The sequence below is a fragment of the Pseudooceanicola antarcticus genome (genome assembly GCF_900215355.1).
Classification (GTDB): domain Bacteria; phylum Pseudomonadota; class Alphaproteobacteria; order Rhodobacterales; family Rhodobacteraceae; genus Pseudooceanicola; species Pseudooceanicola antarcticus.
Genome location: NZ_OBEA01000005.1, coordinates 185,133 through 210,633, shown reverse-complemented (window position 1 = coordinate 210,633; position 25,501 = coordinate 185,133). Strand labels below are relative to the sequence as shown.

The following is a 25,501-nucleotide window of genomic DNA, read 5'->3' as shown; positions in this document are numbered from 1 at the left end:
TCGTCGCGGGAATATCCCAGATAGCGCAAAAGGTCAATCAGCGTGGGCCCTTGTCGCCCGATCAGGGGTGGAAACAAAGGGTTTCCCTAAGGTCAGCTTGTGACATCTTGACCAGCACGGGGGAAATGCGACGCCCGAAGTCGCGCGAAGTCCATGCGCACCTCGTGCAGCAGCGACTCCTCTGCCAGTGCCTGGCGCAGGGCGGGACGGTCGGTGCAGACCTCGGTGAAGAAGCGCCTGAGCCCGGCCTCGCCCTCGGCCTCTTCCAGCGTCGAGAGCAGCTGGTGCAGGGTCACCGAGCTCTCGAAGGCGGGTCGCATGGGCTTCAGCTCGGCCCGGTAGGCGCCACGTGCCAGGCGGAAGCGGTAGTGGGCATGCCAGCTCTCCCAAGAGCGGGCGTGGAGATGTGCCAGGGGGATCTGCGGCATCTCCTGCGCCTCGGGCAGCTCGGTGCCCTCACTCAGCGCCTTGTGGATGCGGAAGCGCACCTGCGGCAGCCCGGCGCGCAGAAAGAGCTTGCCCGCGACGTGGGACAGCATCCCGCCGTTCAGCCAGGGCCCGAACTCGGGATAGAGCCGTTCCGTCTGGGCATGGCGCCGGGCCAATGGCAAGGAAAAGGCCCGGAAGCGGAGCAGGGGGCCGGGCGCCTCGGGGGCCAGCAGCTCCATCGGTCGCAGCCGGGCGCTGTGGCACGTGTCGGGCAGGGCGGCGAGCAGCTCGGCCACCGGAGCCTCGGGCACCAGGAACTCGTCCACGTCGATATGGCCCAGCCAGTCGTGGCTGTTCTTCCTGTTGTAGCAATGGCTTGCATTGGCGACCTGGCGCAGCTGGTGGCGCTCTGGCCGGCCCTTGGGAGTGACCCGGCGCCAGTAGCTGTCATCGCAGCGCAGGGCGCGGATACGGGGGTGGGCCTTGAGGATCGGATAGGCCGGGTCCTCGGGGTCGTCGAGGTAGATATGCAGCCGCTTGGCGCCGAGCTCCAGGTGCCAGGCGGCGAAGTTCAGTACCTCTTCGAGCGGCGCCTTGATGGTGCTGACCAGGGCCCAGGAGGCATTCGCTGCGGCGGTCATGCGGGCAGCTCTTCGGGTAGCTGGCCGAAGATGCGGCGGCACTTGGCGTCCAGCTCAAGCGGATGGGTGAAGAGCATGCCGTATCGCTCCAGCCGGGCGCGCAGGCCGGGGCTGTCGGCGCAGCATGCGTCAAAGAAGCGGCGCAGGCCCGCTTCGCCTTCCTCGGCGCGGATGATCCGGAAGACATCGTGCAGCCCGAAGTCATCCTCTCGCTTGCGGTAGGAGCCCCGGGTCATGCGGAAGTCCAGCCGCTGCAGGAAGTCCTCGAAGGAGCGCGCGTGGGCATGGCCCAGGTATCCGCCCATCACGACAGCGGTGTTCCGCACCACCTGGCCGTCGCGGCGCAGCCGGTGAATGCCCACCTGGACGCCGGGCAGGCCGGTGCGGGCCAGGCATTTGCCGATGGTATGGCTGATGAAACCGCCCTTCAGGTGCTCTCCGAACTGCGGATAGGCGGCGGCCAGGGCCCGGCGGTCGTGGCCCACGTCCTGCGGGGTCAGCTTGAAGGCGCTCTCGCTGCCGGCCAGCAGCTCTGCCGCATGGAATTGCAGCGCGGCGCAGCGCGGCGGCAGATGGGCCAGCAGCTCGGCCACGGGCAGGGGCGGCATGAGGTATTCGTCGACGTCGATATGGCCCAGGAAATGCAGATCCGAGGCCAGGTAGCTGGCCTGGGCATTGCGCTGCTGGCGGGCACGGTGATCCTCGGGGCGGGGCTCTGCCATGCCCTGCCAATAGGCGGCGTCGCATTGCACCACGCGCAGGCGCGGATCACGGGCAAGATAGCGCGCTGCGTCCTCGTCGGGCGTGTCCAGGTAGAGATCCATCTGCGCCGCACCCAGATCCAGGTGATAGGCGGCAAAGCGGGCGATCTGCGCCAGCGGCGCGCGGGCGGTGGTCACCAGCCCCCAGCGAAGCTGCTCGGGGTCGGTCTGCTTCTTCACGCGGGAGGTCGAGACGACCATCTCGTCGGGCTCGGGATCGTTCATGCGGATGTAGCTGCGCGCCTCGCGGACCGGGTCGCGCCCGTTGGCCCGGCGCATCTGCTGCAGCCTTCGGAAGACATTGCGGTCATCGCGGTCGAGCCGCACCAGAAGATGCTGCGCCAGCGGCCAGATCAGGGCGTCCTGCCGCGCCTCCTCCCAGAGGCGGCCCAGCATGTTGGCATCCAGGCCCCCGCCATGGATCGAGTAGCGATCCATCTCGAGCGCCAGCTTGCGCGGGCGGCGGTTGAGCTCGGGGAAGGGCTGCCAGGGCTCGGTGCCGGAATGCAGCCGCTCGGTCTCGTAGAGCTTCATGGTGGAAAAGAGCACGGTCAGCCCGTGGCCAAGCCGGCGCTGCACCTCGGTCGCGCCATGGTCGGCGAAGGTGGTCACCGCCGAGACAAGCCAGCGGGCGTCCAGGTTCTCGAGCAGGAAATCCGCCTCTTCGCGCCACAGCCGCAGGAAGAGCGCAGCGCAATGCGCGGGCTGCGCGCGGCGCCTCAGGTGGGCGATGAGCAGCCCGTGCAGCGCCAGCAGCTGCGGCTGGCCGGCCAGCTCCTGGCTGAGCTCGCGGATCTTGTTGGCATGGTCCGATAGCGCCGGGTCATGCGGTCCCGGCTGCGCCTCGGTCCGCGCGGTCTTCAGGGGGGCAAGGTCGATGTCGAGAGGGGGCAGCGCCTCGCCCTCGGCAAAGCTCATCGGGCTCTGTCGCCGCTCCATCTGGAAGGTGACACGCCGATACCCGCCATATGTCGAAGAGCCGCTCATGGCGCAACAATGCCCATTGCGCCACGAGCCCGCAAGTTCCTAGACCATCATCTCTTTCGTCGCCGAAAGGGTGATGTCGGGATAGTCGCGCTCGACCCGGTCGATGTCCCATTGCAGCCGCGTCAGGTAGACCACATCACCGTCGTGGTCGTAGCTGATATGCTGCTTGTTGGCGTTGACGAACTTCTCGACCGCCAGCCGGTCACCATGCACCCAGCGGGCGGAGGTGAACTGGCTGGCCTCGAAGCGCACCGGCAGGCCGTATTCCAGCTCGATCCGGCTGCCCAGGACCTCGAACTGCAGCGCGCCGACGACGCCGACGATGAAGCCCGAGCCGATGGAGGGCTTGAAGACCTTCGCCGCGCCTTCCTCGGCGAATTGCATCAGAGCCTTCTCGAGGTGCTTGGCCTTCATCGGGTCGCCCGCGCGCACGCCCTGCAACAGTTCCGGCGCGAAAGAGGGGATACCCTTGGCGCGCAGCACCTCGCCCTCGGTCAGCGTATCGCCGATGCGCAGCTGACCGTGGTTGGGGATGCCGATGATGTCGCCCGCCCAGGCCTCCTCGGCCAGCTCGCGGTCCGAGGCCAGGAAGAGCACCGGGTTCGAGATCGCCATGGGCTTCTTGGTGCGCACATGGGTCAGCTTCATGCCACGCTTGAAATGCCCCGAGGCCATGCGCACGAAGGCCACCCGGTCGCGGTGCTTGGGGTCCATGTTGGCCTGCACCTTGAAGACGAAACCGGCGACCTTGGTTTCCTCGGGGGCGATCTGGCGCGGATCGGCCTGCTGGGGCTGGGGCTCGGGGCCGTAGGAGCCGATGCCATCCATCAGTTCCTTCACGCCGAAGGAGTTGATGGCAGAGCCGAACCAGATCGGCGTCATGGTGCCTTCCAGCAACGCCTGGCGGTCGAAGGTGGGCAGCAGCTCGCGCGCCATCTCGACCTCTTCGCGCAGCTTCTCCAGCAGGTTGGCAGGGATCAGCTCGTCGAGCTTGGGGTCGTCCAACCCATTGATCGAGACCGATTCCGCCACCTTGTTGCGGTCGGCGCGGTCCATCAGCTCGAGCCGGTCGTGCAGCATGTCGTAGCAGCCCAGGAAGTCGCGGCCGACGCCGATGGGCCAGGAGGCCGGCGTGACGTCGATGGCCAGGTTCTCCTGGATCTCGTCGATGATGTCGAAGGTGTCGCGGCTCTCGCGGTCCATCTTGTTACAGAAGGTCAAGATCGGCAGATCGCGCAGCCGGCAGACCTCGAAGAGCTTCTGCGTCTGGCTCTCGACCCCCTTGGCCCCGTCGATCACCATGACGGCCGCATCGACGGCAGTGAGGGTGCGATAGGTATCTTCGGAGAAATCCGAGTGACCGGGGGTATCGACGAGGTTGAAGCGGAAGCTCTTGAAATCGAAGGACATCGCCGAGGCCGAGACCGAGATGCCGCGGTCCTTTTCCATCTGCATGAAGTCCGACCGCGTGCGCCGCGCCTCGCCCTTGGCGCGCACCTGGCCCGCCATCTGGATGGCGCCACCATAGAGAAGGAATTTCTCGGTCAGCGTCGTCTTGCCGGCGTCCGGATGCGAGATGATCGCGAAGGTCCGGCGACGGGCGATTTCGGGCGGCAATTCGGGGCGGTTCGAGGGCGTGTCCAGCATGTGGCGCATATAGCAGGCGGCACGAAAAGGGCAAGCGCGCGGCGCGGCAGGACCTGCCGAAAAGGGGCGTCGGTGCCCCGTCTGTATCGTGTCGGCATGACGTCGGTATCACGTCGGTGCCGGGCGTACGGTGGGTGTAGTTAAGGAAGGTTGCCGAAATCTTGCCGCTTGGAGCCTCACCGTGAGTCCTCGTGCCTGTCCACGATGCAGGACGCCTCCGGCGGGAGTATTTGGGGCCTGGTGATGCAACAGGTCGTGAAATCGGGGAGGCCTACTTTCGCCATGGAGAGCGTGCACGCTCTGCTTGCAGAAGTAGGCCGCTCCAATTGGCACTGTCTCAGTGTCATCACCAGGCTGAAAATACTCCGGGGGGGCCTCCGAAGGAGGCGGGGGCAGAGCCCCCACCCCGGCTAGTGCCTGCGACCGGGCAGGGGCAGACCGCGGGCGGCATCGCGCAGAAGTTCGAGCGCATCGGGACGGGCCAGCACTTTCGGTGCCGCCTCGAAGCGCTGACCGGATTGCGCGCCGTGCTGGGGCAGGGCGCGGGCCAGGGCCTGGCCGAGCTCGGCGTCGATCTCGGGCGGCAGGGCGGCCATGGTGCGGGTGTCCAGCAGCAGCGTCTCGGCGGCGATGCCTTCGGCGTAGATGATCTCGTGCCGGTCGAAGAGCAGCTGGAAGTAATCGACGAAACCGCCGTGCTGGCGATAGATCGTCTCTCCGTTGACCAGGTGGCGGGCGCGTACCAGCACCTCCTTGCGGCCAAGGCCAAGCGCATCCTGGCGCTGGTAGATGAAGAGCCGGTGCTCCGGCGAGACCACCAGGTCGTTGGTGTTCGACAGGACCCCGGCGCGGATCACGATGGGGGCGAATTCTCCGACCGCGCGGTGGGTCATCTGGCCGATCCAGCGCACCTCCTGGGGGCCGTTGTCGCGGGTCAGCACCCGTTCGCCGGGCACCAGCGCCTCGATGGGCTTCTGCGCCCCCGAGGCCATGGTGATCATCGTGCCACGGGTGAAGGAGACACAGCCCACCTCGGCGAACTTGCGCGGCGCGGATTTGCGGTCGATCCCGACCAGTCGGTAATCGTGGCGCATCTGCAGCGGCGCAAGGGGCAGGGCATAGACCTCTTCCACGTCGCCGGCCTGATCCACCGCCACCAGCACCAGGATCTCGGTCGTCGCGCCATCGGGGGACATGAAGATCAGGCAGCTGTCGAGATGCAGCGCCATGCCCGGCGTGCCGGTGGGAGAGCCCTCGGCCACGCGCATGTCGCCCGTGCCGTGCATCTCGACCATCATCCGCGACTGGGGCGGCTCGCCGCTGAACCAGTAGATATCGTCGGGCACGAGGTCATCGGCGAAGGAGAGGGCATCGCCTTCGTTGACGCCATGGACGACTTCGAGGGCGGAGGATAGAAAGACCGGAATTGCCGTTGCCGGTGTCTGGACAGGATGCGGGGTCATTGCGGTGAAGATATCTCTGCTCCGTTTCGCCTGAAAGACCTAGAGGTCGATTGTGGCGGGTTGCGGGCAAGTTACGGATCATTTCGCGGAATGTGCCCGGCGCAAGAACAGCCGGAGCCGCCACAGAAGGGGAGACAAGCATGGATCTGGGAATCAAGGGCAAGCGCGCGCTGGTGACGGCCTCGTCGAAGGGGCTGGGCCGCGGCTGCGCCATGGCGCTGGCGGAAGCGGGCGTCGACCTGGTGCTGAACGCGCGCGGCGCCGAGGCGCTGGAGGCGACGGCGGAAGAGATCCGCACCAGCTACGGGGTCGAGGTCACGGCCGTGGCCGCCGACATCGTCAGCGAAGAGGGCCGTGCCCAGGTGCTGGAAGCCGCGGGCCAGGTCGACATCCTGGTGACCAATGCGGGCGGCCCGCCGCCGGGCATGTGGACCGACTGGGAGCGCGAGGATTTCGTCAAGGCGCTGGATGCCAACATGCTGACGCCGATCGCGCTGATGAAGGCGCAGCTGCCGGGGATGATCGACAAGGGCTGGGGCCGTGTCGTCAACATCACCTCGCAGTCGGTGAAGAGCCCCATCGGCCAGCTCGGCCTGTCGAATTCGGCCCGCGCCGGCCTGACCGGCTATGTCGCCGGCACCGCGCGGCAGGTGGCGCCCATGGGCGTGGTGATCAACAACCTGCTGCCCGGCATCCATGATACCGACCGCGCCGCCTCGCTGGATGGCGCCGTCGTGGCCGCACAGGGCATCTCGATGGAAGAGGCCCGCGCCGCGCGCATGGCCGGCATCCCGGCGCGCGCCTATGGCACCGCCGAGGGCTTCGGCCAGACCTGCGCCTTCATGTGTTCCCAGCATGCCGCCTTCATGGTCGGCCAGAACATCCTGCTGGACGGCGGCGCCTTCAACTCGACCTTCTGATGGTCCTTCCCCGGGGCCCGGCGATTGCACGGGCCTCGGGGGGCTGCTATCCCGGTCGCACCGCTTGTGATGCACGGAACTTCCCTTGCCCGAACTGACCCCGCGCCTTGAGATTCGCGACCTCTGCCGCTCTTTCGCCGGGGTAGAGGTGGTACGGAACGTGTCGCTCTCGGTCATGCCGGGGCAGGTGACCTGTCTGCTGGGCCCCTCGGGCTGCGGCAAATCGACCACCCTGCGGATGATCGCGGGGGTCGAGACCCAGGACCGCGGCAGCATCCTGATGGATGGCAAGGTGCTGGCGGACGACCGCCAGTTCACCCCGCCCGAGGCGCGCCGCATCGGGCTGATGTTCCAGGACTTCGCGCTCTTCCCGCATCTGTCGGTGGCCGAGAACGTGGCCTTTGGCCTGGACGGTCCGAAGGCGCAGCAGCGCGCGCGGGTCGAAGAGCTGCTGGCGCGGGTCGAGATGTCGCGCCACATCGACAATTACCCGCATCACCTTTCGGGCGGTGAGCAGCAGCGCGTGGCTCTGGCCCGCGCGCTGGCACCGCGTCCGCGCGTGATGCTGATGGACGAGCCCTTCTCGGGGCTCGACAACCGGCTGCGCGACGAGATCCGCGACCAGACGCTGGATGTGCTGAAGGACGAGGGCACGGCGGTGCTGCTGGTCACCCATGAGCCCGACGAGGCCATGCGCATGGCCGACGAGATCGCCCTGATGCGCGGCGGAGAGATCCTGCAGCAGGGTGCGCCCTACAATATCTACAATGCCCCACGCGACAAGTTCGCGGTGGCTTTCTTCAGCGATATCAACGTGATCCGGGGGCGCGTCCAGGGCGCGCTGACCGAGACGCCCTTCGGCCAGTTCCTGGCACCGGGCGTGCCCGATGGGGCCGAGGTCGAGATCGTCATCCGCCCGCAGCACATCGGCATCGACTTCGACCGCGAGGGGCGCGGCCCGCTGCCGACCCCGCAGCAGGGCACCCCGGCGCGCGGGGTGGTGCAGCGTGCCCGTTTCATGGGCAACGAGTCCCTGGTCGAATTCCGCATGGATCACGACGGCTCGATCCTGCGCGCCACGGTGCCCAATGTCTTCCTGCCGCGTCCCGGCAAGCCGCTCTGGCTGTCGATCCGCCGCGACCGCTGCTTCGTCTTTCCCGTAGGCTGAACGCCCTTGCCGGCGCTGCCGCTGGCGGCCCCCACGCCTCGGCGCGCCGTGCGGCGATCCCGTGGTAGCCCGGATGGCGGCGCGCGAAGCTTCCGCAGGGCCGCGGACCGGGCCCGGCAGCTGCCTGTGGCGCGTGCGCCGCGGCGGCAAAAATCAGGCGGGCTTGCGCATTGGTTCTTTCAACCCGCCGCGCGAGCCATTAGATACGCAAGGACAAAGGAGGCGAGACCTCCGGATCAGGGGAGAGCTGGAAATGCTGAACAACATCGGTCCCATGGGCCTTCTGCTCATCGCTGTCGTCGTGCTGGTGCTTTTCGGCCGCGGCAAGATCTCGTCGCTGATGGGCGAGGTCGGCAAAGGTATCACCGCCTTCAAGAAGGGCGTGAGCGACAGCACCGCCGAGCTTGAAGAAGACAAGTCCGAGAGCGCACGCGACGTGACGCCGGAAGACACCAAAGACAAGGTCTGATCCTCCCATGTTCGGAATGGGCGGTACCGAGATCCTGCTGGTCGGGATCGTGGCCCTTATCGTGGTCGGGCCGAAGGAATTGCCGGGGCTTTTCCGCTCCTTCGGGCAATTCGTCGGCAAGGCCCGTGGCATGGCGCGCGAGTTCTCCCGCGCCATGGAGGACGCGGCTGACCAGTCCGGCATGAAGGAAGCGGGCAGGACCCTGAAAGGCCTGTCCAATCCCAGCAAGTACGGCATGGACAAGGTCAAGGAGGCCGCGAACCCGCTGAAGTGGGACGCCGACAGCGCCACCGGCAAGCTTGCCGAGGACCGCGCCGAGGCCTCGAAGAAGATCCAGGAAGCGACCGCCCGTGCGGCGCAGAAGCGCCTGGACGCCGAGGCCGCAGCCCAGGCCAACCCGCTGCCGGTGCCCGAGCTGCCGCAGAACCGGGCCCAGAGCACCGCGGGCGCGCCCGCACCGCAGGCGCCCGTTGGCCAGCCGGTCACCCAGCCCGCCATGCGCCAGACCCCCGGACAGCGCGCCGCCGGCGCCGCCCGCAAGCCCGCCACCCGCGTGGGAACGCGCGGACCGGGCACCAATCCGCGCCGCCCCGTGCCCAAGGGCTGAGGGCAAAGACGTGACGAGGACATCCGCCAATGGCTGACCAGATCGAGACCGATGAGCTGGAGGACAGCTCGGCCCCGCTCATCGAGCATCTCGCGGAACTGCGCACGCGGCTCATTCGCTGCGTCATCGCCTTTACCGTGGCCATGGTGGCCTGTTTCTCGGTCGGCGGGCCGCTTCTCGACTTCCTGCTGATCCCGATCGAACACACCATGCGGGCGCTCGGCAATCCCAACCCCGTGATGCAGTACACCGCCCCGCAGGAGTACTTCTTCACCCTGGTGCGGATCTCGATGGTGGGGGGCCTCGTGGTTTCCTTCCCGATCATCGGCTACCAGATGTGGCGCTTCGTGGCGCCGGGCCTCTACAAGAACGAGAAGAACGCCTTCCTGCCCTTCCTGATCGCCTCTCCGGTGCTCTTCCTGATGGGCGCGGCCTTCGCGCATTACGTCGTGGTTCCCATGGCCATGGCCTTCTTCCTGGGCTTCGCCGATGTTCCCAGCCTGGTGGCGGCCATCGCCCAGGGCGCCGATAGCGTCAGCGAGGCGGTCGAGAGCTCGGGCATCGACATCGTCTTCAACGGCAAGGTCAATGAAAGCCTCGACATCACCCTGAAGATGATCGTGGCCTTCGGTCTCTGCTTCCAGCTGCCCGTGCTGCTGACGCTCATGGGCAAGGCCGGGCTGGTCTCTGCCGCCGGTCTGAAGGACGTGCGCAAGTATGCCATCGTCGGCATCCTGGTGCTGGCCGCCCTGGTCACCCCGCCCGACGTGGTCACCCAGGTGGTGCTCTTCGTCGTGGTCTACGGCCTCTACGAGATCTCCATCTGGCTGGTGCTGCGGGTCGAGAAGACCCGCGAGGCGCGGCTGAAGGCGGAAGGTCTCTGGGACGAGGAGATCGACGGCGACGGGGCCTCCGACGACGAGACCGACAAGGACAAGTAAGCGATGAGCGACGAGATGACCCGCATCGCGGCGGCGCTGGAGCGCATGGCGCCGGCCCCCCTGGACGCGCCCGATTTCGACAGTGCCGATGCTTTCGTCTGGCATACCGCGCCCGAGCGGCTGGAGCCGGTGACCAATGTCGCCCGTGTCGACATCGGCCTGCTGGTCGGCGTCGACCGTTCGCGCGATACGCTGCTGGCCAATACCCTGCAATTCGCCCAGGGCCACGGCGCCAACAATGCGCTGCTCTGGGGCGCGCGGGGGATGGGCAAGTCCTCTCTGGTGAAATCGGTCCATGCCGAGGTGCTGCGTCGCGGCCTCTCGCTGAAGATCGTCGAGCTCCAGCGCGAGGACCTGCCCTCGGTGGCGCGTCTGCTGCACCTGCTGGCGGGCAGTGACCACCGCTTCCTGCTGTTCTGCGACGACCTGTCGTTCAGCCATGACGACCAGCACTACAAGAGCCTGAAGGCCGTGCTGGACGGCGGTATCGCCGGCCGTCCCGAGAACGTGCTGTTCTACGCCACCTCCAACCGCCGCCACCTGATGCCCCGCGACATGATCGAGAACGAGCGGTCCTCGGCGATCAATCCGGGCGAGGCGGTGGAGGAGAAGGTCTCTCTCTCGGATCGCTTCGGCCTCTGGCTGGGCTTCCACCCCTGTACCCAGGACGAATACCTGGCGATGATCGACGGCTATTGCGCCGCCCACGGGCTGAGCATCGAGCCGGAGGTGCTGCGCGCCGAGGCCATCGAGTGGCAGGCGACGCGCGGGTCGCGCTCGGGCCGCGTGGCCTGGCAGTTCTTCGTCGACCTGGCCGGCCGCCACGGTGTCGCCGCCGGTTAAGGCCGGGGCAAGGCGGCCACTGGGCTGTTGACCGGGCACCTGCCGCGAGGGCAGCCTCTTCGGGGGCGACGAGTCGGCGTCCCGGCTGCCCCGGAGATCGCCCCATGCCACGCCTCTTGCTTTGCCTGCTGTTGCTGCTCTGCCCCTTCGCGGCCAGCGCGGAAGTCCTGTTCAAGAATTTCTCGGAAGTGGCGGTGGTGGGCGAGGTCGCGCCCGAGGCGCAGTCGGGCTCCTACGCGCTGATCATCGCCAATTCCGATTACCGGAGCGACGGCATCCCGGACCTGCCGGTGGTGCAGAACGACGCCCGCGCGGTCGAGGCGCTGTTTCGCGGCATGGGGTATCCCGCCGCCAACATCAGGGTGCTCGAGAACCTCGGTCGGTCCGAGCTCGAGGATGAGGTCTTCTTCTTTGCCAACGGGCTCGCGCCCGAGGCCACGGTGGTGGTCTACTACTCGGGCCACGGGCTGACCTTCGAGGGCGACAGCCAGAACTACATTGTCCCGGTGGACATGGACCCCCAGGTCGACAGCGCCGATCCCACCTTCCGCGCGCGCTACTTCCAGCGCAAGGCGGTGCCGCTGGAAAGCGCCGTGCTGGACCTGCTGAAGAGCGCCGACCCGGCGGGGGTGGTGGTCTTCTACGATGCCTGCCGCAATGCGCCCTTCGCGGTCGACCCCAATGCCCGCAAGAGCATCGGCGCGCTTTCCTCCTTCACCCCGGCGCGGGTCGAGGGCACGGCGATCTTCTACTCTGCCCGACGCGGACAAGAGAGCATCGCCCGGCTGGAAGGCGATGGCTCGGACGTGAACCTGTCGCTCTATACCCGCGTGCTGGTCAGCGAGCTTTCGGCGAACCCCGCCATCCGCCTGCGCGACCTGCACCCCCGGCTGAACGGCAGGGTGGCGGCCATGGCGCTGGAGGGCACGGGCAACCGTCGCCGCCAGGACCCCTCGATGGAGCTGGAGCTCGACTATTCCCGTTCGGACCGGCACGAGTTCTGCCTGGCCTCGGTGATCCGCGACGGCCGGGCCGTTTGTGCGTCGGGCAACGGGGTGGCGCAGCCGGTCGTGGCGATGCCCTCTGCCGGTGCCGGGGCGCTGGAAGAGGCCTTCTGGCAGGACGTGCGCCGCCGCAACACCGCCTTCCACTTCGAGCAATACCTGCAGGCCTACCCCGAGGGGCTGCATGCCGCCGAGGCGCGCGCCGCCCTGCAGGCGATGGCCGCCGAGCAGCAGGCCAAGGCCGAGCTCTCGGACTGGCAAGCGGCGCAATCGGCCAATTCGATCGCGGGCTATGAAGGCTTCCTGGAGGCCCATCCGAAGAGCCCCCTGGCGCCGCTGGCCCGGCAGTATGTCGCGGCCCTGAGAGCCGAGGCGCAGGCCCCGAAGGCGCCCGAGTACCCGGTCTGCCATGTCGATGACGTGCGCCCGCCCGATGCCTGGCTTTCGCTGCGGACCTCGGCGGTCAAGGGCACGACCATCGCCAATATGCCCAAGGGCACCAGGCTCGAGCTTCTGGGCCCGCGCTCGGGCGACTGGCTGCAGGTGCGCACGCCCTATGGCACGGGCTGGGTCTCGTGGAAGGTGGCGCGCTGGATCCGCTGCTAGGCGGCACTCGGGGCGCGCCCACCCCTTTTCCTTGCCCCGGATATGCAAATGGCGCGCCGGTTGACCGGTGCGCCATCGCTGTTTCTGCGCTCTGCGCTTCTGCTCAGGGCAGGAAGTCCATCGGATCGAGCGGGGTCATGCCGCGGCGCACCTGGAAGATCAGGTAGGCCTGGTTGCCAGCGGGCAGCGCGCCGATCTGCTGACCGCGAGAGACCGTATCGCCCTTGGCCACCGTCACGCCGGTGATGTTGGAATAGAGCGTCAGCAGGTTGTCCTCGTGCTTGATGCCGACGACGAGGCCGCCATCGGTATCTTCCAGGATCACCGCGACCGACCCCGCGGCGGCGGCTTTCACCGGCGTGCCCGGATCGGCGGCCAGGTTGATGCCATCGCTCTTGCCGCGCTCGAACTCGCGGATGATGCGGCCGCGCAGCGGATAGTCGAAGAGGGTCGAGGCCTGGACCTGCTCGCCCGAGAGATCGGGGGCGAGGTCCTGCTTGTCTTCCTCGGCCTTCGCCTTGGCCTCGGCCTGGGACAGGGGCTGTTCCTGGGGCAGGGGCTGCGAGGCAGAGGGCGGCACCGGCGTGGCCGAACCGCTGCCCGGTGCCTCGGTGGTGGTGGCGGGGGCGCTGCGGGAAGAGCCGTCCTCGGCCACCAGGGGGATCAGCAGGAACTGGCCCTCGCGGATGGTGAACTGGCTGTCGAGCCCGTTCCAGTCGGCCAGGGCGCGCACCGAGACACCATAGGTCCGGGCGATGGTATAGGCGGTTTCCCCGCGCCGCACCTGGTGGCGGATCGGCTCGTTGCCGACCTGGCGGGCGGGTTCACCGGGGGTGCTGGGGGGCAGGGTGGCCACGGCGACCTCGTTGCCCGCCGCGCGGTCGATTGCGGAGCCGGCCATGGAGGCGATATCGACGCCGCCCGGCGACAGGATCGGCCCGGTGCCGGCGGCGCCGGTGGCGGGCGAGGGCTCTGCCACCCGCGAGGGCAGGGCGAGGATCTCTCCCTCGCGCAGGCGCGAGTCGATCTCGAGGCCGTTGTAGCGGGCCAGCGAGGCCGGATCGCTGCCGATGCGGTAGGCCACATCGGCCACCCGATCATCACGGCGCGCCACGGCGACCTGGTAATTGGGGTAGGAGATGATGCCGCGATTGTCGGGGGCGGGCCGGGGGGCCGCGGCGTTGCGCGCGGCGTCCGCGGTCGAGAACCCGTCGAGCCCGCCACGCAGGTCGCTGTCAAAGGTACATCCCGCAACCAGCGCCAGGATGCAGGTGGCCGCCAGCAGGCGGGCCGGGCGAAGCTCTTGTCCGGTCATCTGTTCGATCCTCATCCGCTGCCCTCTGATGGGGCATGTTCCCGGTCTGATGCCGGGCTTTCCCTTCTTATACCAGCACGCTGGCCACGATAGGCGGAGATCAGCCGTCCTTGCCCATCCCCTCGACCAGCGGCACGAAACGCACCGGGCGCAATTCGTCGTACTCCAGCCCGTCCTCGGTCTTGCGGACCCGGATCAGGCTCTGGACATTGTCCGACTGGCCCACGGGCAGAACCATGATACCCCCGGGCTTGAGCTGAGCCAAGAGCGGCCCCGGCGGGTCTTCCGCTGCCGCGGTCACGAGAATGCGATCAAAGGGCGCCTGGTCGGGCAGCCCGAAGGAGCCATCGGCGGCGAAGGTGGTCACGTTGACCAGCCCCATGGCGTCGAGCACCGCCTTGGCCTCGCGCACCAGACGGGGGTGGCGGTCGACAGTATAGACCCGGCGCGCCAGCTGGCTGAGCACGGCGGCCTGGTAGCCCGAGCCGGTGCCCACCTCCAGCACCTTGTCACGCGGCTGGATTTCCAGCGCCTGGGTCATCAGACCCACGACGGAGGGTTGCGAGATTGTCTGCCCGCAGGAGATCGGCAGAGGCATGTCCTCGTAGGCGCGCTCGGCGAAGAGGCCGCGGATGAAAGCTCCGCGGTCGATCTTCTCCATGGCCTCGAGGACGCGCTTGTCGGTCACCCCGCGCGAGCGCAGCGCGAAGAGAAATTGCATCTTGCGTTCCGCGATGTCGATGTCGTCCTGGTTCATCGGGCAGATCCTGAGCGCCCTTTCGGGCATTTGCGGCACGATTGCCCAATCCGCGCCGCATGGAAAGGGCCGTGAGGCCCCGAGGCCTATTCCAGGCCCTTCAGCGTGTCCAGAAGGTCATGGGCGGTCAGATCCGCCCGCATAGGCGTCACCGAGATGAAGCCAGCCTGGTTCGCGGCGATATCGGTGCCTTCGGGCACCTGTCCATGCTGGTTGCCACCCTGGGCCCAGAGGAAGCGCCGCCCCGAGGGCGAGGTCTGCGGCGTCACCGAGAAGGAGGTATCCGGGCGCAGCCCCTGGGGCACGACCCTGAGGCCCTTGACCCCTGCCGCCGGGGTGGCGGGGAAGTTGACGTTGTAGAAGGTGTTGTAGCCGGCGGTCGCGGGCTTGTGCAGCGCCAGCAGGCGGCGCACCACGTCAGCGCCATGGGCGGCAGCGGCCTCGAAGGGATCTTCCAGATCGACATTGCCGGGGCCGTAGTACTGCGACAGGGCGATGGCGGTCAGCCCCTGCAGGGCGGCCTCCATGGCACCGCCCAGGGTGCCGGAATACATGGCGTTCTCGCCCGAGTTGTTGCCCCGGTTCACGCCCGACAGCACCAGGTCGATGGGCTTGCCCGCCAGCACGTCATGCACCCCCGCCAGCACGCAATCGGCCGGAGAACCCTCTGCCGCGTAGCGCCGCTCGCCCAGCTTGGCGATCATCGTCGGGTGGGCGTAGGAGATGCAATGGGCGACGCCCGATTGCTCGAAGGCAGGGGCGACGGTCCAGACCTCGCCCGTGGGGCCGGCAAGCTCGGAGGCGATGGCCGTGAGGGTCTGGAGCCCCGGTGCATTGATGCCGTCGTCATTGGTGATCAGAATGCGCATGTGCCTGTCTCTCCACGGGGGCTGTTCGTGCCCTGCATAGGGGAGGGGAAGAGGGGGAGCAAGCGCTTGGCCCGGAGTTGGTGGGGTGTTCCACTTCCGTCGCAGGAGGGCGACACGTAGAGGCATGAGGGGGGCTCTGCCCCCCGTCGCCGGAGGGCGACACGTAGAGGCAAGAGGGGGGCTCTGCCCCCCGTCGCCGGAAGGCGACATGTAGAGGCATGAGGGGGGCTCTGCCCCCCGTCGCTGCGCTCCTCCCCCCGGAGTATTTTCAGCCTGGTGATGATGCCAGGGGGGCCTTGCCCGGATGGGCGGCCGACTTCTGCTTCAGGGGCGTTCCACGCTCCCGGTTGAGACGGAGGGAGCCTTTCCTGGCATTGTCCCGGCTCATCACCTGCCGGAAATACTCCCGCCGGAGGCATCGAGCGCAGCTCGATGGGCCGTCAGTCGAGGCCGGCGAGCAGGCGTTTGGCTTCGGTCGCGGGATCGGCGAGCTTCGTGCGGTCCTCGCCGGGGTGGAAGCGCGCGCGGGTGGCCGTGGGCATGGGGCTGGGAGAGAGCACCCGGACATCCGGTCCGGTCTTTTCGGTCTCGGCCGCCCAGGAGCGGGCAAGGGCGATCTGCGCGGATTTCGTCGCGCCATAGGCGCCGAAGAACTTGGCCCCCGGAGCGGGGGCATCCTCGAAGAAGAGCGCCTTGCCGGAGGTGCCGAGCAGCGGTGCGATATAGGGCACCAGGTGGCCCATGGCGGTCACATTGGTCTCGACGGACTTGGACCAATCCTTGGCATCGAGGTGGGAGGCGGGGGTCAGCGGGGCCGCATGGACCGCCGTATGGGCCCAGACCGCCACGCCGCCCCAGCGGTCGTGGATCGAGCGGCAGAGCTGCGCCATGGCCGGAGCCATGCAGACATCCATCGGGGCCAGGGTGGCGGAGCCGCCGATGGCCTTGATGCGGTCGTCCAGCTCTTCCAGCGCGCCGACCGTGCGGGCCACGGCCACCACGTGGTGGTCACGCGCCAGTTCCAGCGCAAGCGCGGCGCCGAGGCCGCGGGAGGCGCCGGTGACCAGCGCAATGGGGGTGTTGTCGGTATCGCTCATGGCGCCGGGTTTGCGGCTTTTGCCGCGGTGGGTCAAGGGCCTGCTCAGCTGCCCGGCAGCGTCATTGTGAAGCTGCGCCCGCGCAGCACGCCGGTCAGGACACCATTGCCGATCCGGGTGATCTGCAGCCCGTCCAGTTTCTCGCCCTGCCGGGCGCGGGCAATCTTGCCGTTGGACCGGCGCAGCAGCGCCTCGGGCCCCTCGGGGCCGGTCATCGTGCCGATCAGGGTCAGCTCTCTCAGGGGCAGGGTCTTTTCCTGCGTGGCCAGGGTGGCCGGATCATTGGCCATGGGATGCGTCCTTCGTTCTTGAGGACGCGGCACCTGTCATGGATCGCGGACAAGGGAAAGAGGCGCAGGCCGGGACGTCACGTCGCTCGGCAAGGGGCTGCCTGTCAGGCCTCGTCGGCGGCAAGAGCCTGCCGGATATCCTGCCCCGCCGCGGCATAGAGGTCGATCAGCTGGTCGAGCGAGATCCCCTCGTCCTGGGCCTCGGCCAGGGGGCCGTCGGTGGCAAGGATCAGCGGCCGGGCGCCCTCGCCGCCGGGTTCGAGCGTGACCTCCTGCCCGAGCGAGCCCGGAAAGAGCGGCAGATCGTTGGCGAGGCGGGCGGGGCTGCCGGTGAAGGGCGCACCGTCGCTGATGTGGTCGAGGTAGGCGTAGAAGCTCTCGGAGGGGACCTCGGCCCAGGGCGCGAGGTAGAGCACCTCGTCGGAGCCCCGGATCGGCAGCGGCAGGATCGCATGGAGGAAGCGTGCCTCGCCGAGGCGGCAGAGCTCGGGCGCCAGGCGATCCTCGCCCGCGCTGACCTCGGGGGCCTCGGCCGTGGGTTCCGCATGGGGCCAGGCGGAGGGCATGTCGAAGCCGATATCGAAGACACCGCCGAACTTTTCCTGAAGGCGGCGCCAGCGGGCGTCGAGAGCGAGGAGGTTCATGGGGCGGGTCCTTTCCGTTTGGCCCTGTCTAGCAGCCAGGCGGCGCGAGGGCGAGGGCGAGGGGGCAGCCTGTGCGCTGCGAGGGCATGGGGGAAAGGTGGATGCAAATCCGCCTCCGGCAAGCGAAAAGGCAGCCCGAGGGCTGCCTTTGCTGTCTTCCTGGTCCGGCGCTTACTCTGCAGCCTTCAGCTGGAAGCCCTTCTCGATCTGGTCCGAGGGGGCCACCGGGTATTCGCCCGAGAAACAGGCGTCGCAATACTGCGGGCAGCTGGTCTTGCGGCCCTCGGCCTCTCCGACCGCGCGGTAGAGACCGTCAAGCGAGATGAACCGCAGGCTGTCCACCTTCAGGTGATCGCGCATTTCCTCTTCGGACATGGTCGCGGCCAGCAGCTTTTCCCGCTCGGGCGTATCGACACCGTAGAAGCAGGGCCAGGCGGTCGGCGGAGAGGCGATGCGGAAGTGCACCTCGGCGGCGCCGGCATCCAGGATCATCTCCTTGATCTTGCGAGAGGTCGTGCCGCGCACCACCGAGTCGTCGACCAGGATCACCCGCTTGCCCTTGATCAGCGCGCGGTTGACGTTGAGCTTCAGGCGCACGCCCATGTTGCGGATCTGCTCGGTGGGCTCGATGAAGGTCCGGCCCATGTACTGGTTGCGGATGATCCCCATGGCATAGGGGATGCCGCTTTCCTGGCTGTAGCCGATGGCCGCAGGCGTGCCGCTGTCGGGCACGGGGCAGACGATATCCGCCTCGACCGGGCTTTCCTTGGCCAGCTCGACACCGATCTGGCGGCGGGTCTCGTAGACCGAGCGGCCGCCGATGATCGAATCGGGACGCGAGAAATAGACATGCTCGAAGATGCAGAACTTCGAGGGCTGGCGGCGGAAGGGATGGCTGCTTTCGACACTGCCGTCCTCGTTGATCACCACCATTTCGCCCGGCTCGACCTCGCGCACCAGCTCGGCACCGATGATGTCGAGCGCGCAGGTCTCGGAGCTGAGGCAGTAGCCGTCGGCCACCTTGCCAAGCACCAGCGGGCGCACGCCCAGCGGATCACGCACGCCGATCAGCTTGGTGCGGGTCATGGCGATGACCGAGAAGGCGCCTTCGACCCGGCGCAGGGCATCTTCCATGCGCGAGGGGATGTCCTTTTGCAGCGAGCGGGCCATCAGGTGGATGATGCATTCACTGTCCGAAGAACTCTGGAAGATCGAGCCGCGCTCGATCAGCTCGCGGCGCAGGGCGTCGGCATTGGTGATGTTGCCGTTATGGGCAATCGCCGCGCCGCCCTTCGAGAACTCGCCGAAGAAGGGCTGCACGTCACGGATCACCGCGGCCTTCTTGCCGGCGGTGGAATAGCGCACATGGCCGATGGCAAGCGGACCGGGCAGGGTCTGCATCACGTCCTGGGAGGTGAAGTTGTCGCGCACGTAGCCGAAGCGGCGGGCCGAGTTGAAGCCATGGTCGGGGTGATAGCAGACGATGCCGCCGGCCTCCTGTCCACGGTGCTGGAGCGCATGCAGGCCGAGGGCCACGAAGTTTGCCGCATCGGTGACGCCGATGACGCCGAAGATACCGCATTCCTCCTTGAGCTTGTCATCATCGAACGGATGAGCGTGGAAACGCTTCTGTTCCGAGAGGGGGGCGGGGGCTTGGGCGGCTGAGGTAGCCTTGGTCATCTGGGGGACGTCCTGGGCGAAGGGCTTGGGCTGCAAGGGGGATGCTCCGAATCCGGTCATTCCGTCGCGCCCCTCATACGTCCCTTGGGCGCTGGTGTCACGCCGCCATGGTGACAGATATGTGTCACTGCGGCAATCGTGATGCGGGATGGGGGATTTGAGGGCAGGCAGAGGCCCCGCGCAATGGCGAAGGGCAGCTTCGCCTCGGGCCTCGGCGGCGCTGTCCACGGGGGGCTGGCAGGTGCCTGGAAATGCAAAAGGCGCCGGGCAGGGTCTGCCGGCGCCTTGGCGGTGGGTCGGAGCGGATCAGCCCTCTGCGGTGCAGGTCGAGGCCAGCTCTTCGTATTTCTCGGTGATCCAGCCAAGCGCCTGCTCGGGGTCTTCTTCCTCGATCTTGGTGGTCAGCTTGGCGAAGACGGCGGCGGAGCGGGAGTTGTCGACCATCTCGACCGACTGGCTGGTGAGCATGGTCTTGTAGACGAAGAAGCCAACCGCGATCAGCAGCACGCCGCGCACCACGCCGAAGAGGAAGCCCGCCGCCTGGTCGATGCCGCCCAGCACAGAGCGCTGCACCACCGAGGCGAAGGCCGGCGTGAAGAGCGAGGCAATGGCCAGGGCCAGGGCGAAGAGCACGCCGAAGGCGGCGATGATTGTCAGCTCGCAGCTGCCGGCCAGCATGTCTCCGACCACCGGGATTTCCTTGACCAGCGGCTGGATGTCGGGGGCGAAGATGAAGGCCACCACGGCGGCCAGTATCCAGCCGACGATGGCCAGGCATTCGCGCACGAAGCCGCGCGAATAGGCCAGGATGGCCGAGATCAGCACGATCGCCGCGACGATCCCGTCAATGAGAGTGAAACCTTCCATGGGCCGCGTCCCCGCATTCTTGCCGGGGCCATTGGCCCCAAATTCCGCCTCAACCGGCGCCGAAAACCTCTCCTACGAAGCTGGTCAGATCCGCCATGCGCATCAGCCGCAGCCCCTCGTTCCCGCCGGGCTTTCCACCTTCGGGGGCGATCGCGGACGAGAAACCAAGTTTCGCCGCTTCTTTCAACCTGTTTTCCGTCTGACCCACCGGTCGCAGCGCGCCGGAGAGCGAAATCTCTCCGAAAACCACGCAATCGGCGGGCAGGGCGGAATCTTCCCTTGCGGAAAGCAGCGCGGCGGCGACGGCGAGATCGGCCGCCGGTTCGCTGACCTTCATGCCGCCGGCGACGTTCAGGTAGACGTCGAGCCCGGCGAAGGGGATGCCGCAGCGCGCCTCGAGCACCGCCAGGATCGTCGCCAGCCGCGAGCCATCCCAGCCGACCGTGGCGCGGCGCGCCTGGGAGTGCGGCGAGGGGGCGACAAGGGCCTGGAACTCGACCAGCACGGGGCGGGTGCCCTCGATGCCCGCGAAGACGGCAGAGCCCGGCACCGGGCGGCCGCGTTCGCCCATGAAGAGCGCCGAGGGGTTGGAGACCTCGGCCAGGCCTGCGCCCGTCATCTCGAAGACGCCGATCTCGTCGGCGGGGCCGAAGCGGTTTTTCACCGCGCGCAGGATGCGGAACTGGTGGCCGCGCTCGCCCTCGAAATAGAGCACGGTGTCGACCATGTGTTCGACCACGCGGGGGCCGGCAATCTGGCCCTCCTTGGTGACATGGCCGACCAGCACCACGGCCGCGCCCCGGCGCTTGGCGAAGGTGGTCAGCTCATGGGCGGCGGCGCGGACCTGGGAGACCGAGCCGGGGGCGCTGTCGACGATGTCGGACCACATGGTCTGGATCGAGTCGATGATCACCAGGTCCGGGCGTTCCTCGTCCAGCGTGGTCAGGATGTCGCGCAGCGAGGTGTCGGCGCCAAGCTGGACGGGCGCATTCTGCAACCCGAGCCGCGCGGCGCGCATCCGCACCTGGGCCGAGGCCTCTTCGCCGGAAATATAGAATGTCTTCAGCCCCTTGCCCGCGAAAGCGGCGGCGGCTTGCAGCAGCAGGGTCGATTTGCCGATCCCTGGATCACCCCCCACGAGGATCGCCGAGGCGGGCACCAGACCACCGCCCAGCACCCGGTCGAGCTCGTCAAGGCCCGAGGAGGTGCGCGGCGGCGGGGCCTCCTTGGCCGAGAGATCGCTCAGCGCGACGCGCTTGCCGCGTGCAGCGCCCAGGGTCTTGCCCGAGGGGCCTGCGGAGAGGGGGACATCCTCGGAGATCGAGTTCCAGGCGCCGCAGGCTTCGCAGCGGCCGGACCACTTGGAGGAGGTGGCGCCGCATTCGGCGCAGGAGAAGGTGGTGACGGGTTTGGCCATGGGGACTTCATGCCCCGCGCGGGGGTGGGGGTCAATTGCCGGGATGGTGTCCGGCGCGCGCGCCTATCGGCGCGACGCCCCGCCCGCCATCCCACCAGCTGTTTCTTGCCGCTTTGCCAGCTGCGAGAGCGCAAGAGAGGCCAGCACGCAGAAGGTGAAAAGCCAGAGACCCCAGGCGGTTTCGACGCGGCCCACGCCGATGCCCTTGGCCAGCGTCACGTAGAGCGCCACAAGGAAGACATCCGCCATGGCGAGCCGTCCGAGGGTGCCGAGCCAGCCCGACCAGCGCCCGCCCAGCCAGCCCAGTTGCACCGCCAGCAGGGCCAGCGTCTTGGCCATGGGAAAGACCAGCGCGAAGGCCGCCACGACCAGCGCCAGGGCGATATCCGTGTCCCAGAGCGAGGCGATGCCCGAGAGTACCGAGATCTCGGACAAGCCGAAAAGCGGCAGCAGACCCGCGCGCAGCAGCGGTGCCACCCAGGAGATCGGGAAGAGCAGCAGCAGCGCTATGTTTCCCGCAATCAGCAGGCGCGACATCGACATGGGCCCCCCTCTATTCAGCTTGCCCCGAACATTCCCGCCGGAGGCTGGCCCGACGGGCCAATCTAGCGCAGCGCGGCAATCGGCCCTTCGGCGCGGCCATGGATGAACTGGTCGACGTAGGGATCGCCCGAGGCGTCCAAGGCGGCGACCGGTCCGGTCCAGCGGATCACCCCGCCGTGCAGCATCGCCACCTCGTCGGCGATGGCCCGGACCGAGGTCATGTCATGGGTGATGGTCAGCGCCGTGGCGCCCATCTCGGAAACGATCTCGCGGATCAGGTCGTTGATCACGCCGGACATGATCGGATCGAGGCCGGTGGTCGGTTCGTCGAAGAAGATGATCTGCGGATCGGCGGCGATGGCGCGGGCGAGGCCCACGCGCTTCTGCATGCCGCCCGAGAGCTCTGCCGGGACCTTGTCGGCCACGTCGGGCGACAGGCCGACACGGCGCAGCTTCTCGATGGCGATCTCGCGGGCCTCTGCACGCGGGCGCTTCAGCGCGCCGCGCAGCAGGCGGAACGAGACGTTCTGCCAGACCGGCAGGCTGTCGAACAGCGCGCCACCCTGGAAGAGCATGCCGAAACAGGCCAGGAAGGCCTCTCGGTCGCCGGTGGCGGCGTCGCGTCCGTCGACGGTGATGCGCCCCGCATCGGGGGCCTCCAGACCCAGGATGCACTTCAGCAGCACCGATTTGCCGGTGCCCGACCCGCCGATCACTACCAGCGAGCGGCCGCGCCCGACGCTGAGGTCGACCCCGGCCAGCACCCGGTTGGCGCCGAAGCTCTTGGTGACACCGGCAAGCTCGATCATAGCGAGAAGAACACCCCCGTGAGCAGGAAGTTGGCGGCAAGGATCAGCACCGAGGCCCCCTCGACCGAGGCCTTGGTGGCCCGGCCCACGCCCTGCGCGCCACGGCCTGAGCGCATGCCCGCGTAGCAGCCCATGAGCGTGGCGATGAAGCCGAAGGCCAGCCCCTTGACCAGCGACGAGATCACGTCGAGCGGTTCGAGGAAGTCCCAGGTGTTGCGGATGTAGACCGAGGGGTTGAAGCCCAGGGACTGCACGCCCACGGTGAAGCCGCCGAAGATGCCGATGATGTCGCCCAGGCCGACCAGCAGCGGCACCGCGACGATGCCGGCCAGCACGCGCGGCACGGTCAGGTACTTCATCGGGTGGGTGGACAGGGTGACGAGGGCGTCGATCTGCTCGGTCACCTTCATCGTGGCGATCTCGGCGGCGATGGAGGAGGTCACGCGGGCGGCGATCATCAGGCCGACCAGCACCGGGCCAAGTTCGCGCACCATGCCGAGCGCCACGATCTGCGGCACCACCGCCTGGGCATCGAAGCGGGCGCCGCCGGCGTAGATCTGCAGCGCCAGCGCGCCGCCGGTGAAGAAGGCGGTCAGGCCGACCACCGGCAGGGACAGCCAGCCCACGTTGCCGAGCGCCACCAGGAATTCGCGCCCGTAGAAGGGCGGGCTGAGCATGTGGCGGAAGGTGGCCAGGGCGAAGAGCGTCACCCGCCCGACGGCGGCCAGCCCCGAGAGCACCGCGGCGCCGAGGGCGGCCAGTAGGCTCAGGGGCAGGCGCATCACCGGGTCAGCCCCGGTAGTGCCGCGCGTAGCGGGCGCCGAGGGAGGTCAGGATCTCGTAACCGATGGTGCCGGCGTTCTCGGCCAGGTCATCGACGCCCTGCTTGTCGTTCAGCAGCGAAAGGTAATCCGGCACCTCTGCGGCATCGGTCACGTCGACGGTGATCAGATCCATCGAGATCCGGCCGACGATGGGGCAGGGGGTCTCGCCCGCGTAGGTCAGGGTCTTCGGACCCATGATGCGGTGCAACCCGTCGGCATAGCCGGCGGCGACCGTGGCGATCAGAGAGGGGCGCTCTGCCACCCAGGTGTTGCCATATCCCACGGCCTCGCCCGGCTCGACCCGGCGGGTCTGGATCACCGGCAGGTCGAGATAGGCCACGGGCTGGGCATCGGCGAAGGGCAGGCCGCCGTACATGCCGCAACCGGGGCGGGTCAGCTGGAAGTGGTAGTCGGCACCCAGCAGGATGCCGCCGGTGGCGGCGAGCGAGCAGGGCACCTCGACGCCCGCGACCATCGACCGGAAGGCCTCTAGCTGCTGGCGGTTCATCGGGTGGTCGGGCTCGTCTGCGCAGGCCAGGTGCGACATCACCAGCTCGGGACCGGCGGCCAGCGCCTCGTCGCGCAGGGCGGCCCAGTCGGCGGGCTCCAGGCCGAGGCGGTTCATGCCGCTGTCCAGCTGGATGCCGAAGGCCGCGCCGGGCAGGGCCTGGCGGTGGCGGCGGTATTGCTCGACCGAGTTCAGCATCGGCACCAGGTCGGCCTGTTCGAGGATCGCCGCATCGCCCTTGCCGTGGCCTCCGAAGACGCAGATCTGCGCGCCCGGACCAAGGGCCTGGCGCACGGCCAGCCCTTCCTCGGCGGCGGCGACGAAGAAGCGCCGTGCGCCGGCCTCGGCCAGCGCCTGGGCCACGCGCGGAGCGCCCAGCCCGTAGCCATTGGCCTTGACGACGGCGGAGGATTCCACGTCGGCGGCGGATTTCGCATCAAGCGCCCGCCAGTTGGCTTTGAGCGCGTCGAGGTCGATGGAGAGACGAGAGGTGGTCATGGGGTTTTCTTGATCCCTGTGGGCGAAGGGCGCAAGGGGAAAAAGGGGCTACCCGGGGTGGTCGGCGGAGGCAATCCCTTGGAAGCACAAGCCAAGACTAATCCCTGGTTGGAATGAGGATGCGGAGCGAAAGGCAGGTCAGATCTTTGAGCTTGGTCACCTCTGGTGGCGGTCTGCTTGACTGAAAGTTGCGCTTGCGAGACTGTCGAGATGGCTGCTGGGGAAGTTTTTCGGGGGGGCGATGTTCAATCAATGTACTGCAAAGATCACGCGCTATTGGCGGCATATGCTCGGAGCGCTGTCTCTGTCCTTGATTTCAGGAAGCGCGAGCGGCGAGCAAGGAGATACATTCCTACCATCGCAGGCGAGAGTTGGGATCGTTGATTTTGCCTACTTGGAAGTTTCGGACCAAGTCAGCGACAACTGTTGGACCAACTCTGACACGATCCGGGCGAAATCCCGGCTGTCCTTCGAACGTGAAGGTATTCCGGTGTTGGGATATGATCCGGCGTTCTTTGGAACCAGAGTTGTATTCGCAAAAGTTACCGCCTTTGGCTTCAGAACTTCCGGGGTTTGTGCCGTGAGTGCGAGATTCTCGGTAAGTGCGCCCGTCGATAACCGATGGGTGTCTTCGGAAACGGGTGAAGGATACTACCTCGATTACTGGGCCACGGTCTTTGAGCGTAACTCTATTTTTTCAAATGGGACCAACGTAAATCAACAGTTGGCCGAATTCTATGAAGCAGCGGTTTCAGATTTCGTTTCGGACTGGATAAGCGCCAATCGCACGGAGGAGGTGCGGCGTTTCCGGCAGAATTTCCCCAAGCAGGATGGGATGCCCATGTCTCAGGAAGAGCTCGACGCCTGGATCGCGTCGCTAGCTGGCCAGGAGTAGTC

25 protein-coding genes are annotated in these 25,501 nt (G+C 67.7%); 8 read left to right on the top strand and 17 right to left on the bottom strand.

Annotation, left to right across the window (positions count from 1 at the left end):
• Positions 1–92: 92 nt before the first annotated feature.
• The 4 genes from CRO50_RS13835 to CRO50_RS13815 form a co-directional block, all read right to left on the bottom strand.
• A complete protein-coding gene (locus tag CRO50_RS13835; protein ID WP_097146508.1) occupies positions 93–1,070 on the bottom strand; it encodes a glycosyltransferase family 2 protein in 978 nt (325 codons plus the stop codon).
• The gene (locus CRO50_RS13830; protein ID WP_097146507.1) at positions 1,067–2,818 is read right to left on the bottom strand and encodes a glycosyltransferase family 2 protein; all 1,752 of its coding nucleotides are present in this window, start codon (positions 2,816–2,818) and stop codon (positions 1,067–1,069) included. The genes CRO50_RS13835 and CRO50_RS13830 overlap by 4 nt, the downstream gene beginning before the upstream one ends.
• A gap of 39 nt (positions 2,819–2,857) precedes the next feature.
• Positions 2,858–4,465, bottom strand: coding sequence for a peptide chain release factor 3 (locus tag CRO50_RS13825; protein ID WP_097146683.1), 1,608 nt, complete (start codon positions 4,463–4,465; stop codon positions 2,858–2,860).
• Between the two features lie 410 nt (positions 4,466–4,875).
• Positions 4,876–5,928, bottom strand: a complete 1,053-nt coding sequence (locus CRO50_RS13815) for a Hint domain-containing protein (RefSeq protein ID WP_097146505.1) — start codon at positions 5,926–5,928, stop codon at positions 4,876–4,878.
• A gap of 140 nt (positions 5,929–6,068) precedes the next feature.
• Here CRO50_RS13815 and CRO50_RS13810 point away from each other — a divergent pair, with 140 nt between their 5' ends.
• From CRO50_RS13810 to CRO50_RS13780, 7 genes are all read left to right on the top strand, one after another.
• Complete coding sequence (locus CRO50_RS13810; protein ID WP_097146504.1) at positions 6,069–6,848, top strand: SDR family oxidoreductase; 780 nt, start codon at positions 6,069–6,071, stop codon at positions 6,846–6,848.
• 85 nt (positions 6,849–6,933) lie between these two features.
• A complete protein-coding gene (locus CRO50_RS13805; protein ID WP_097146503.1) occupies positions 6,934–8,016 on the top strand; it encodes an ABC transporter ATP-binding protein in 1,083 nt (360 codons plus the stop codon).
• Positions 8,017–8,269: 253 nt separating this feature from the next.
• Positions 8,270–8,485: a twin-arginine translocase TatA/TatE family subunit gene (tatA, locus tag CRO50_RS13800; protein WP_097146502.1), complete on the top strand. Its 216-nt coding sequence runs from the start codon at positions 8,270–8,272 to the stop codon at positions 8,483–8,485.
• 7 nt (positions 8,486–8,492) lie between these two features.
• Complete coding sequence (tatB, locus tag CRO50_RS20300; protein WP_097146501.1) at positions 8,493–9,092, top strand: Sec-independent protein translocase protein TatB; 600 nt, start codon at positions 8,493–8,495, stop codon at positions 9,090–9,092.
• A gap of 29 nt (positions 9,093–9,121) precedes the next feature.
• Entirely contained in the window at positions 9,122–10,033 is a 912-nt protein-coding gene (gene tatC / locus CRO50_RS13790) for a twin-arginine translocase subunit TatC (RefSeq protein WP_097146500.1), read from the top strand.
• A gap of 3 nt (positions 10,034–10,036) precedes the next feature.
• On the top strand, positions 10,037–10,876 hold the full coding sequence (locus CRO50_RS13785; RefSeq protein WP_097146499.1) for an ATP-binding protein: 840 nt from the start codon (positions 10,037–10,039) through the stop codon (positions 10,874–10,876).
• A 104-nt stretch (positions 10,877–10,980) separates the two neighbouring features.
• Positions 10,981–12,486: a caspase family protein gene (locus tag CRO50_RS13780; protein ID WP_097146498.1), complete on the top strand. Its 1,506-nt coding sequence runs from the start codon at positions 10,981–10,983 to the stop codon at positions 12,484–12,486.
• A gap of 103 nt (positions 12,487–12,589) precedes the next feature.
• Here CRO50_RS13780 and CRO50_RS13775 read toward each other — a convergent pair whose 3' ends face one another.
• The 13 genes from CRO50_RS13775 to alr form a co-directional block, all read right to left on the bottom strand.
• Positions 12,590–13,801, bottom strand: a complete 1,212-nt coding sequence (locus CRO50_RS13775; RefSeq protein WP_232617713.1) for a M23 family metallopeptidase — start codon at positions 13,799–13,801, stop codon at positions 12,590–12,592.
• A 100-nt stretch (positions 13,802–13,901) separates the two neighbouring features.
• Positions 13,902–14,558, bottom strand: a complete 657-nt coding sequence (locus tag CRO50_RS13770; RefSeq protein WP_097146496.1) for a protein-L-isoaspartate(D-aspartate) O-methyltransferase — start codon at positions 14,556–14,558, stop codon at positions 13,902–13,904.
• 86 nt (positions 14,559–14,644) lie between these two features.
• Positions 14,645–15,427 (bottom strand): 5'/3'-nucleotidase SurE, encoded by a 783-nt coding sequence (gene surE, locus CRO50_RS13765; RefSeq protein WP_097146495.1) that lies wholly within the window; start codon positions 15,425–15,427, stop codon positions 14,645–14,647.
• 440 nt (positions 15,428–15,867) lie between these two features.
• Positions 15,868–16,524, bottom strand: coding sequence for an SDR family NAD(P)-dependent oxidoreductase (locus CRO50_RS13760; RefSeq protein ID WP_097146682.1), 657 nt, complete (start codon positions 16,522–16,524; stop codon positions 15,868–15,870).
• A 44-nt stretch (positions 16,525–16,568) separates the two neighbouring features.
• Positions 16,569–16,814, bottom strand: coding sequence for a hypothetical protein (locus CRO50_RS13755; RefSeq protein WP_097146494.1), 246 nt, complete (start codon positions 16,812–16,814; stop codon positions 16,569–16,571).
• A 104-nt stretch (positions 16,815–16,918) separates the two neighbouring features.
• Positions 16,919–17,458, bottom strand: a complete 540-nt coding sequence (locus tag CRO50_RS13750) for a DUF2199 domain-containing protein (RefSeq protein ID WP_097146493.1) — start codon at positions 17,456–17,458, stop codon at positions 16,919–16,921.
• 171 nt (positions 17,459–17,629) lie between these two features.
• Positions 17,630–19,138, bottom strand: coding sequence for an amidophosphoribosyltransferase (gene purF / locus CRO50_RS13745; RefSeq protein WP_097146681.1), 1,509 nt, complete (start codon positions 19,136–19,138; stop codon positions 17,630–17,632).
• A gap of 306 nt (positions 19,139–19,444) precedes the next feature.
• Positions 19,445–20,005, bottom strand: a complete 561-nt coding sequence (locus tag CRO50_RS13740; RefSeq protein WP_097146492.1) for a CvpA family protein — start codon at positions 20,003–20,005, stop codon at positions 19,445–19,447.
• 49 nt (positions 20,006–20,054) lie between these two features.
• On the bottom strand, positions 20,055–21,422 hold the full coding sequence (gene radA / locus CRO50_RS13735) for a DNA repair protein RadA (protein ID WP_097146491.1): 1,368 nt from the start codon (positions 21,420–21,422) through the stop codon (positions 20,055–20,057).
• A 63-nt stretch (positions 21,423–21,485) separates the two neighbouring features.
• Positions 21,486–21,959 (bottom strand): paraquat-inducible protein A, encoded by a 474-nt coding sequence (locus tag CRO50_RS13730; RefSeq protein ID WP_097146680.1) that lies wholly within the window; start codon positions 21,957–21,959, stop codon positions 21,486–21,488.
• Between the two features lie 68 nt (positions 21,960–22,027).
• The gene (locus CRO50_RS13725) at positions 22,028–22,774 is read right to left on the bottom strand and encodes an ABC transporter ATP-binding protein (protein WP_097146490.1); all 747 of its coding nucleotides are present in this window, start codon (positions 22,772–22,774) and stop codon (positions 22,028–22,030) included.
• Positions 22,771–23,556 carry an MlaE family ABC transporter permease gene (locus CRO50_RS13720; protein ID WP_097146489.1) on the bottom strand — a complete coding sequence of 262 codons (786 nt, stop codon included), beginning with the start codon at positions 23,554–23,556 and terminating at the stop codon, positions 22,771–22,773. Before CRO50_RS13720 ends, CRO50_RS13725 begins: the two co-directional genes overlap by 4 nt.
• A 7-nt stretch (positions 23,557–23,563) precedes the next feature.
• The gene (gene alr / locus CRO50_RS13715; protein WP_097146488.1) at positions 23,564–24,604 is read right to left on the bottom strand and encodes an alanine racemase; all 1,041 of its coding nucleotides are present in this window, start codon (positions 24,602–24,604) and stop codon (positions 23,564–23,566) included.
• 241 nt (positions 24,605–24,845) lie between these two features.
• Between alr and CRO50_RS13710 the strand changes: the two genes are divergently transcribed.
• A complete protein-coding gene (locus CRO50_RS13710; RefSeq protein WP_143516924.1) occupies positions 24,846–25,499 on the top strand; it encodes a hypothetical protein in 654 nt (217 codons plus the stop codon).
• The last annotated feature ends 2 nt before the right edge of the window (positions 25,500–25,501 follow it).

Excerpts from the sequence above, each read along its gene's own strand:
- CRO50_RS13835 (WP_097146508.1), bottom strand. The coding sequence starts at position 1,070 with ATGACCGCCGCAGCGAATGCCTCCTGGGCCCTGGTCAGCACCATCAAG.
- CRO50_RS13830 (WP_097146507.1), bottom strand. The coding sequence starts at position 2,818 with ATGAGCGGCTCTTCGACATATGGCGGGTATCGGCGTGTCACCTTCCAG.
- CRO50_RS13825 (WP_097146683.1), bottom strand. The coding sequence starts at position 4,465 with ATGCTGGACACGCCCTCGAACCGCCCCGAATTGCCGCCCGAAATCGCC.
- CRO50_RS13815 (WP_097146505.1), bottom strand. The coding sequence starts at position 5,928 with ATGACCCCGCATCCTGTCCAGACACCGGCAACGGCAATTCCGGTCTTT.
- CRO50_RS13810 (WP_097146504.1), top strand. The coding sequence starts at position 6,069 with ATGGATCTGGGAATCAAGGGCAAGCGCGCGCTGGTGACGGCCTCGTCG.
- tatA (WP_097146502.1), top strand. The coding sequence starts at position 8,270 with ATGCTGAACAACATCGGTCCCATGGGCCTTCTGCTCATCGCTGTCGTC.
- tatB (WP_097146501.1), top strand. The coding sequence starts at position 8,493 with ATGTTCGGAATGGGCGGTACCGAGATCCTGCTGGTCGGGATCGTGGCC.
- tatC (WP_097146500.1), top strand. The coding sequence starts at position 9,122 with ATGGCTGACCAGATCGAGACCGATGAGCTGGAGGACAGCTCGGCCCCG.
- CRO50_RS13785 (WP_097146499.1), top strand. The coding sequence starts at position 10,037 with ATGAGCGACGAGATGACCCGCATCGCGGCGGCGCTGGAGCGCATGGCG.
- CRO50_RS13780 (WP_097146498.1), top strand. The coding sequence starts at position 10,981 with ATGCCACGCCTCTTGCTTTGCCTGCTGTTGCTGCTCTGCCCCTTCGCG.
- CRO50_RS13775 (WP_232617713.1), bottom strand. The coding sequence starts at position 13,801 with ATGACCGGACAAGAGCTTCGCCCGGCCCGCCTGCTGGCGGCCACCTGC.
- CRO50_RS13770 (WP_097146496.1), bottom strand. The coding sequence starts at position 14,558 with ATGAACCAGGACGACATCGACATCGCGGAACGCAAGATGCAATTTCTC.
- surE (WP_097146495.1), bottom strand. The coding sequence starts at position 15,427 with ATGCGCATTCTGATCACCAATGACGACGGCATCAATGCACCGGGGCTC.
- CRO50_RS13760 (WP_097146682.1), bottom strand. The coding sequence starts at position 16,524 with ATGAGCGATACCGACAACACCCCCATTGCGCTGGTCACCGGCGCCTCC.
- CRO50_RS13755 (WP_097146494.1), bottom strand. The coding sequence starts at position 16,814 with ATGGCCAATGATCCGGCCACCCTGGCCACGCAGGAAAAGACCCTGCCC.
- CRO50_RS13750 (WP_097146493.1), bottom strand. The coding sequence starts at position 17,458 with ATGAACCTCCTCGCTCTCGACGCCCGCTGGCGCCGCCTTCAGGAAAAG.
- purF (WP_097146681.1), bottom strand. The coding sequence starts at position 19,138 with ATGACCAAGGCTACCTCAGCCGCCCAAGCCCCCGCCCCCCTCTCGGAA.
- CRO50_RS13740 (WP_097146492.1), bottom strand. The coding sequence starts at position 20,005 with ATGGAAGGTTTCACTCTCATTGACGGGATCGTCGCGGCGATCGTGCTG.
- radA (WP_097146491.1), bottom strand. The coding sequence starts at position 21,422 with ATGGCCAAACCCGTCACCACCTTCTCCTGCGCCGAATGCGGCGCCACC.
- CRO50_RS13730 (WP_097146680.1), bottom strand. The coding sequence starts at position 21,959 with ATGTCGCGCCTGCTGATTGCGGGAAACATAGCGCTGCTGCTGCTCTTC.
- CRO50_RS13725 (WP_097146490.1), bottom strand. The coding sequence starts at position 22,774 with ATGATCGAGCTTGCCGGTGTCACCAAGAGCTTCGGCGCCAACCGGGTG.
- CRO50_RS13720 (WP_097146489.1), bottom strand. The coding sequence starts at position 23,556 with ATGCGCCTGCCCCTGAGCCTACTGGCCGCCCTCGGCGCCGCGGTGCTC.
- alr (WP_097146488.1), bottom strand. The coding sequence starts at position 24,604 with ATGACCACCTCTCGTCTCTCCATCGACCTCGACGCGCTCAAAGCCAAC.
- CRO50_RS13710 (WP_143516924.1), top strand. The coding sequence starts at position 24,846 with ATGTTCAATCAATGTACTGCAAAGATCACGCGCTATTGGCGGCATATG.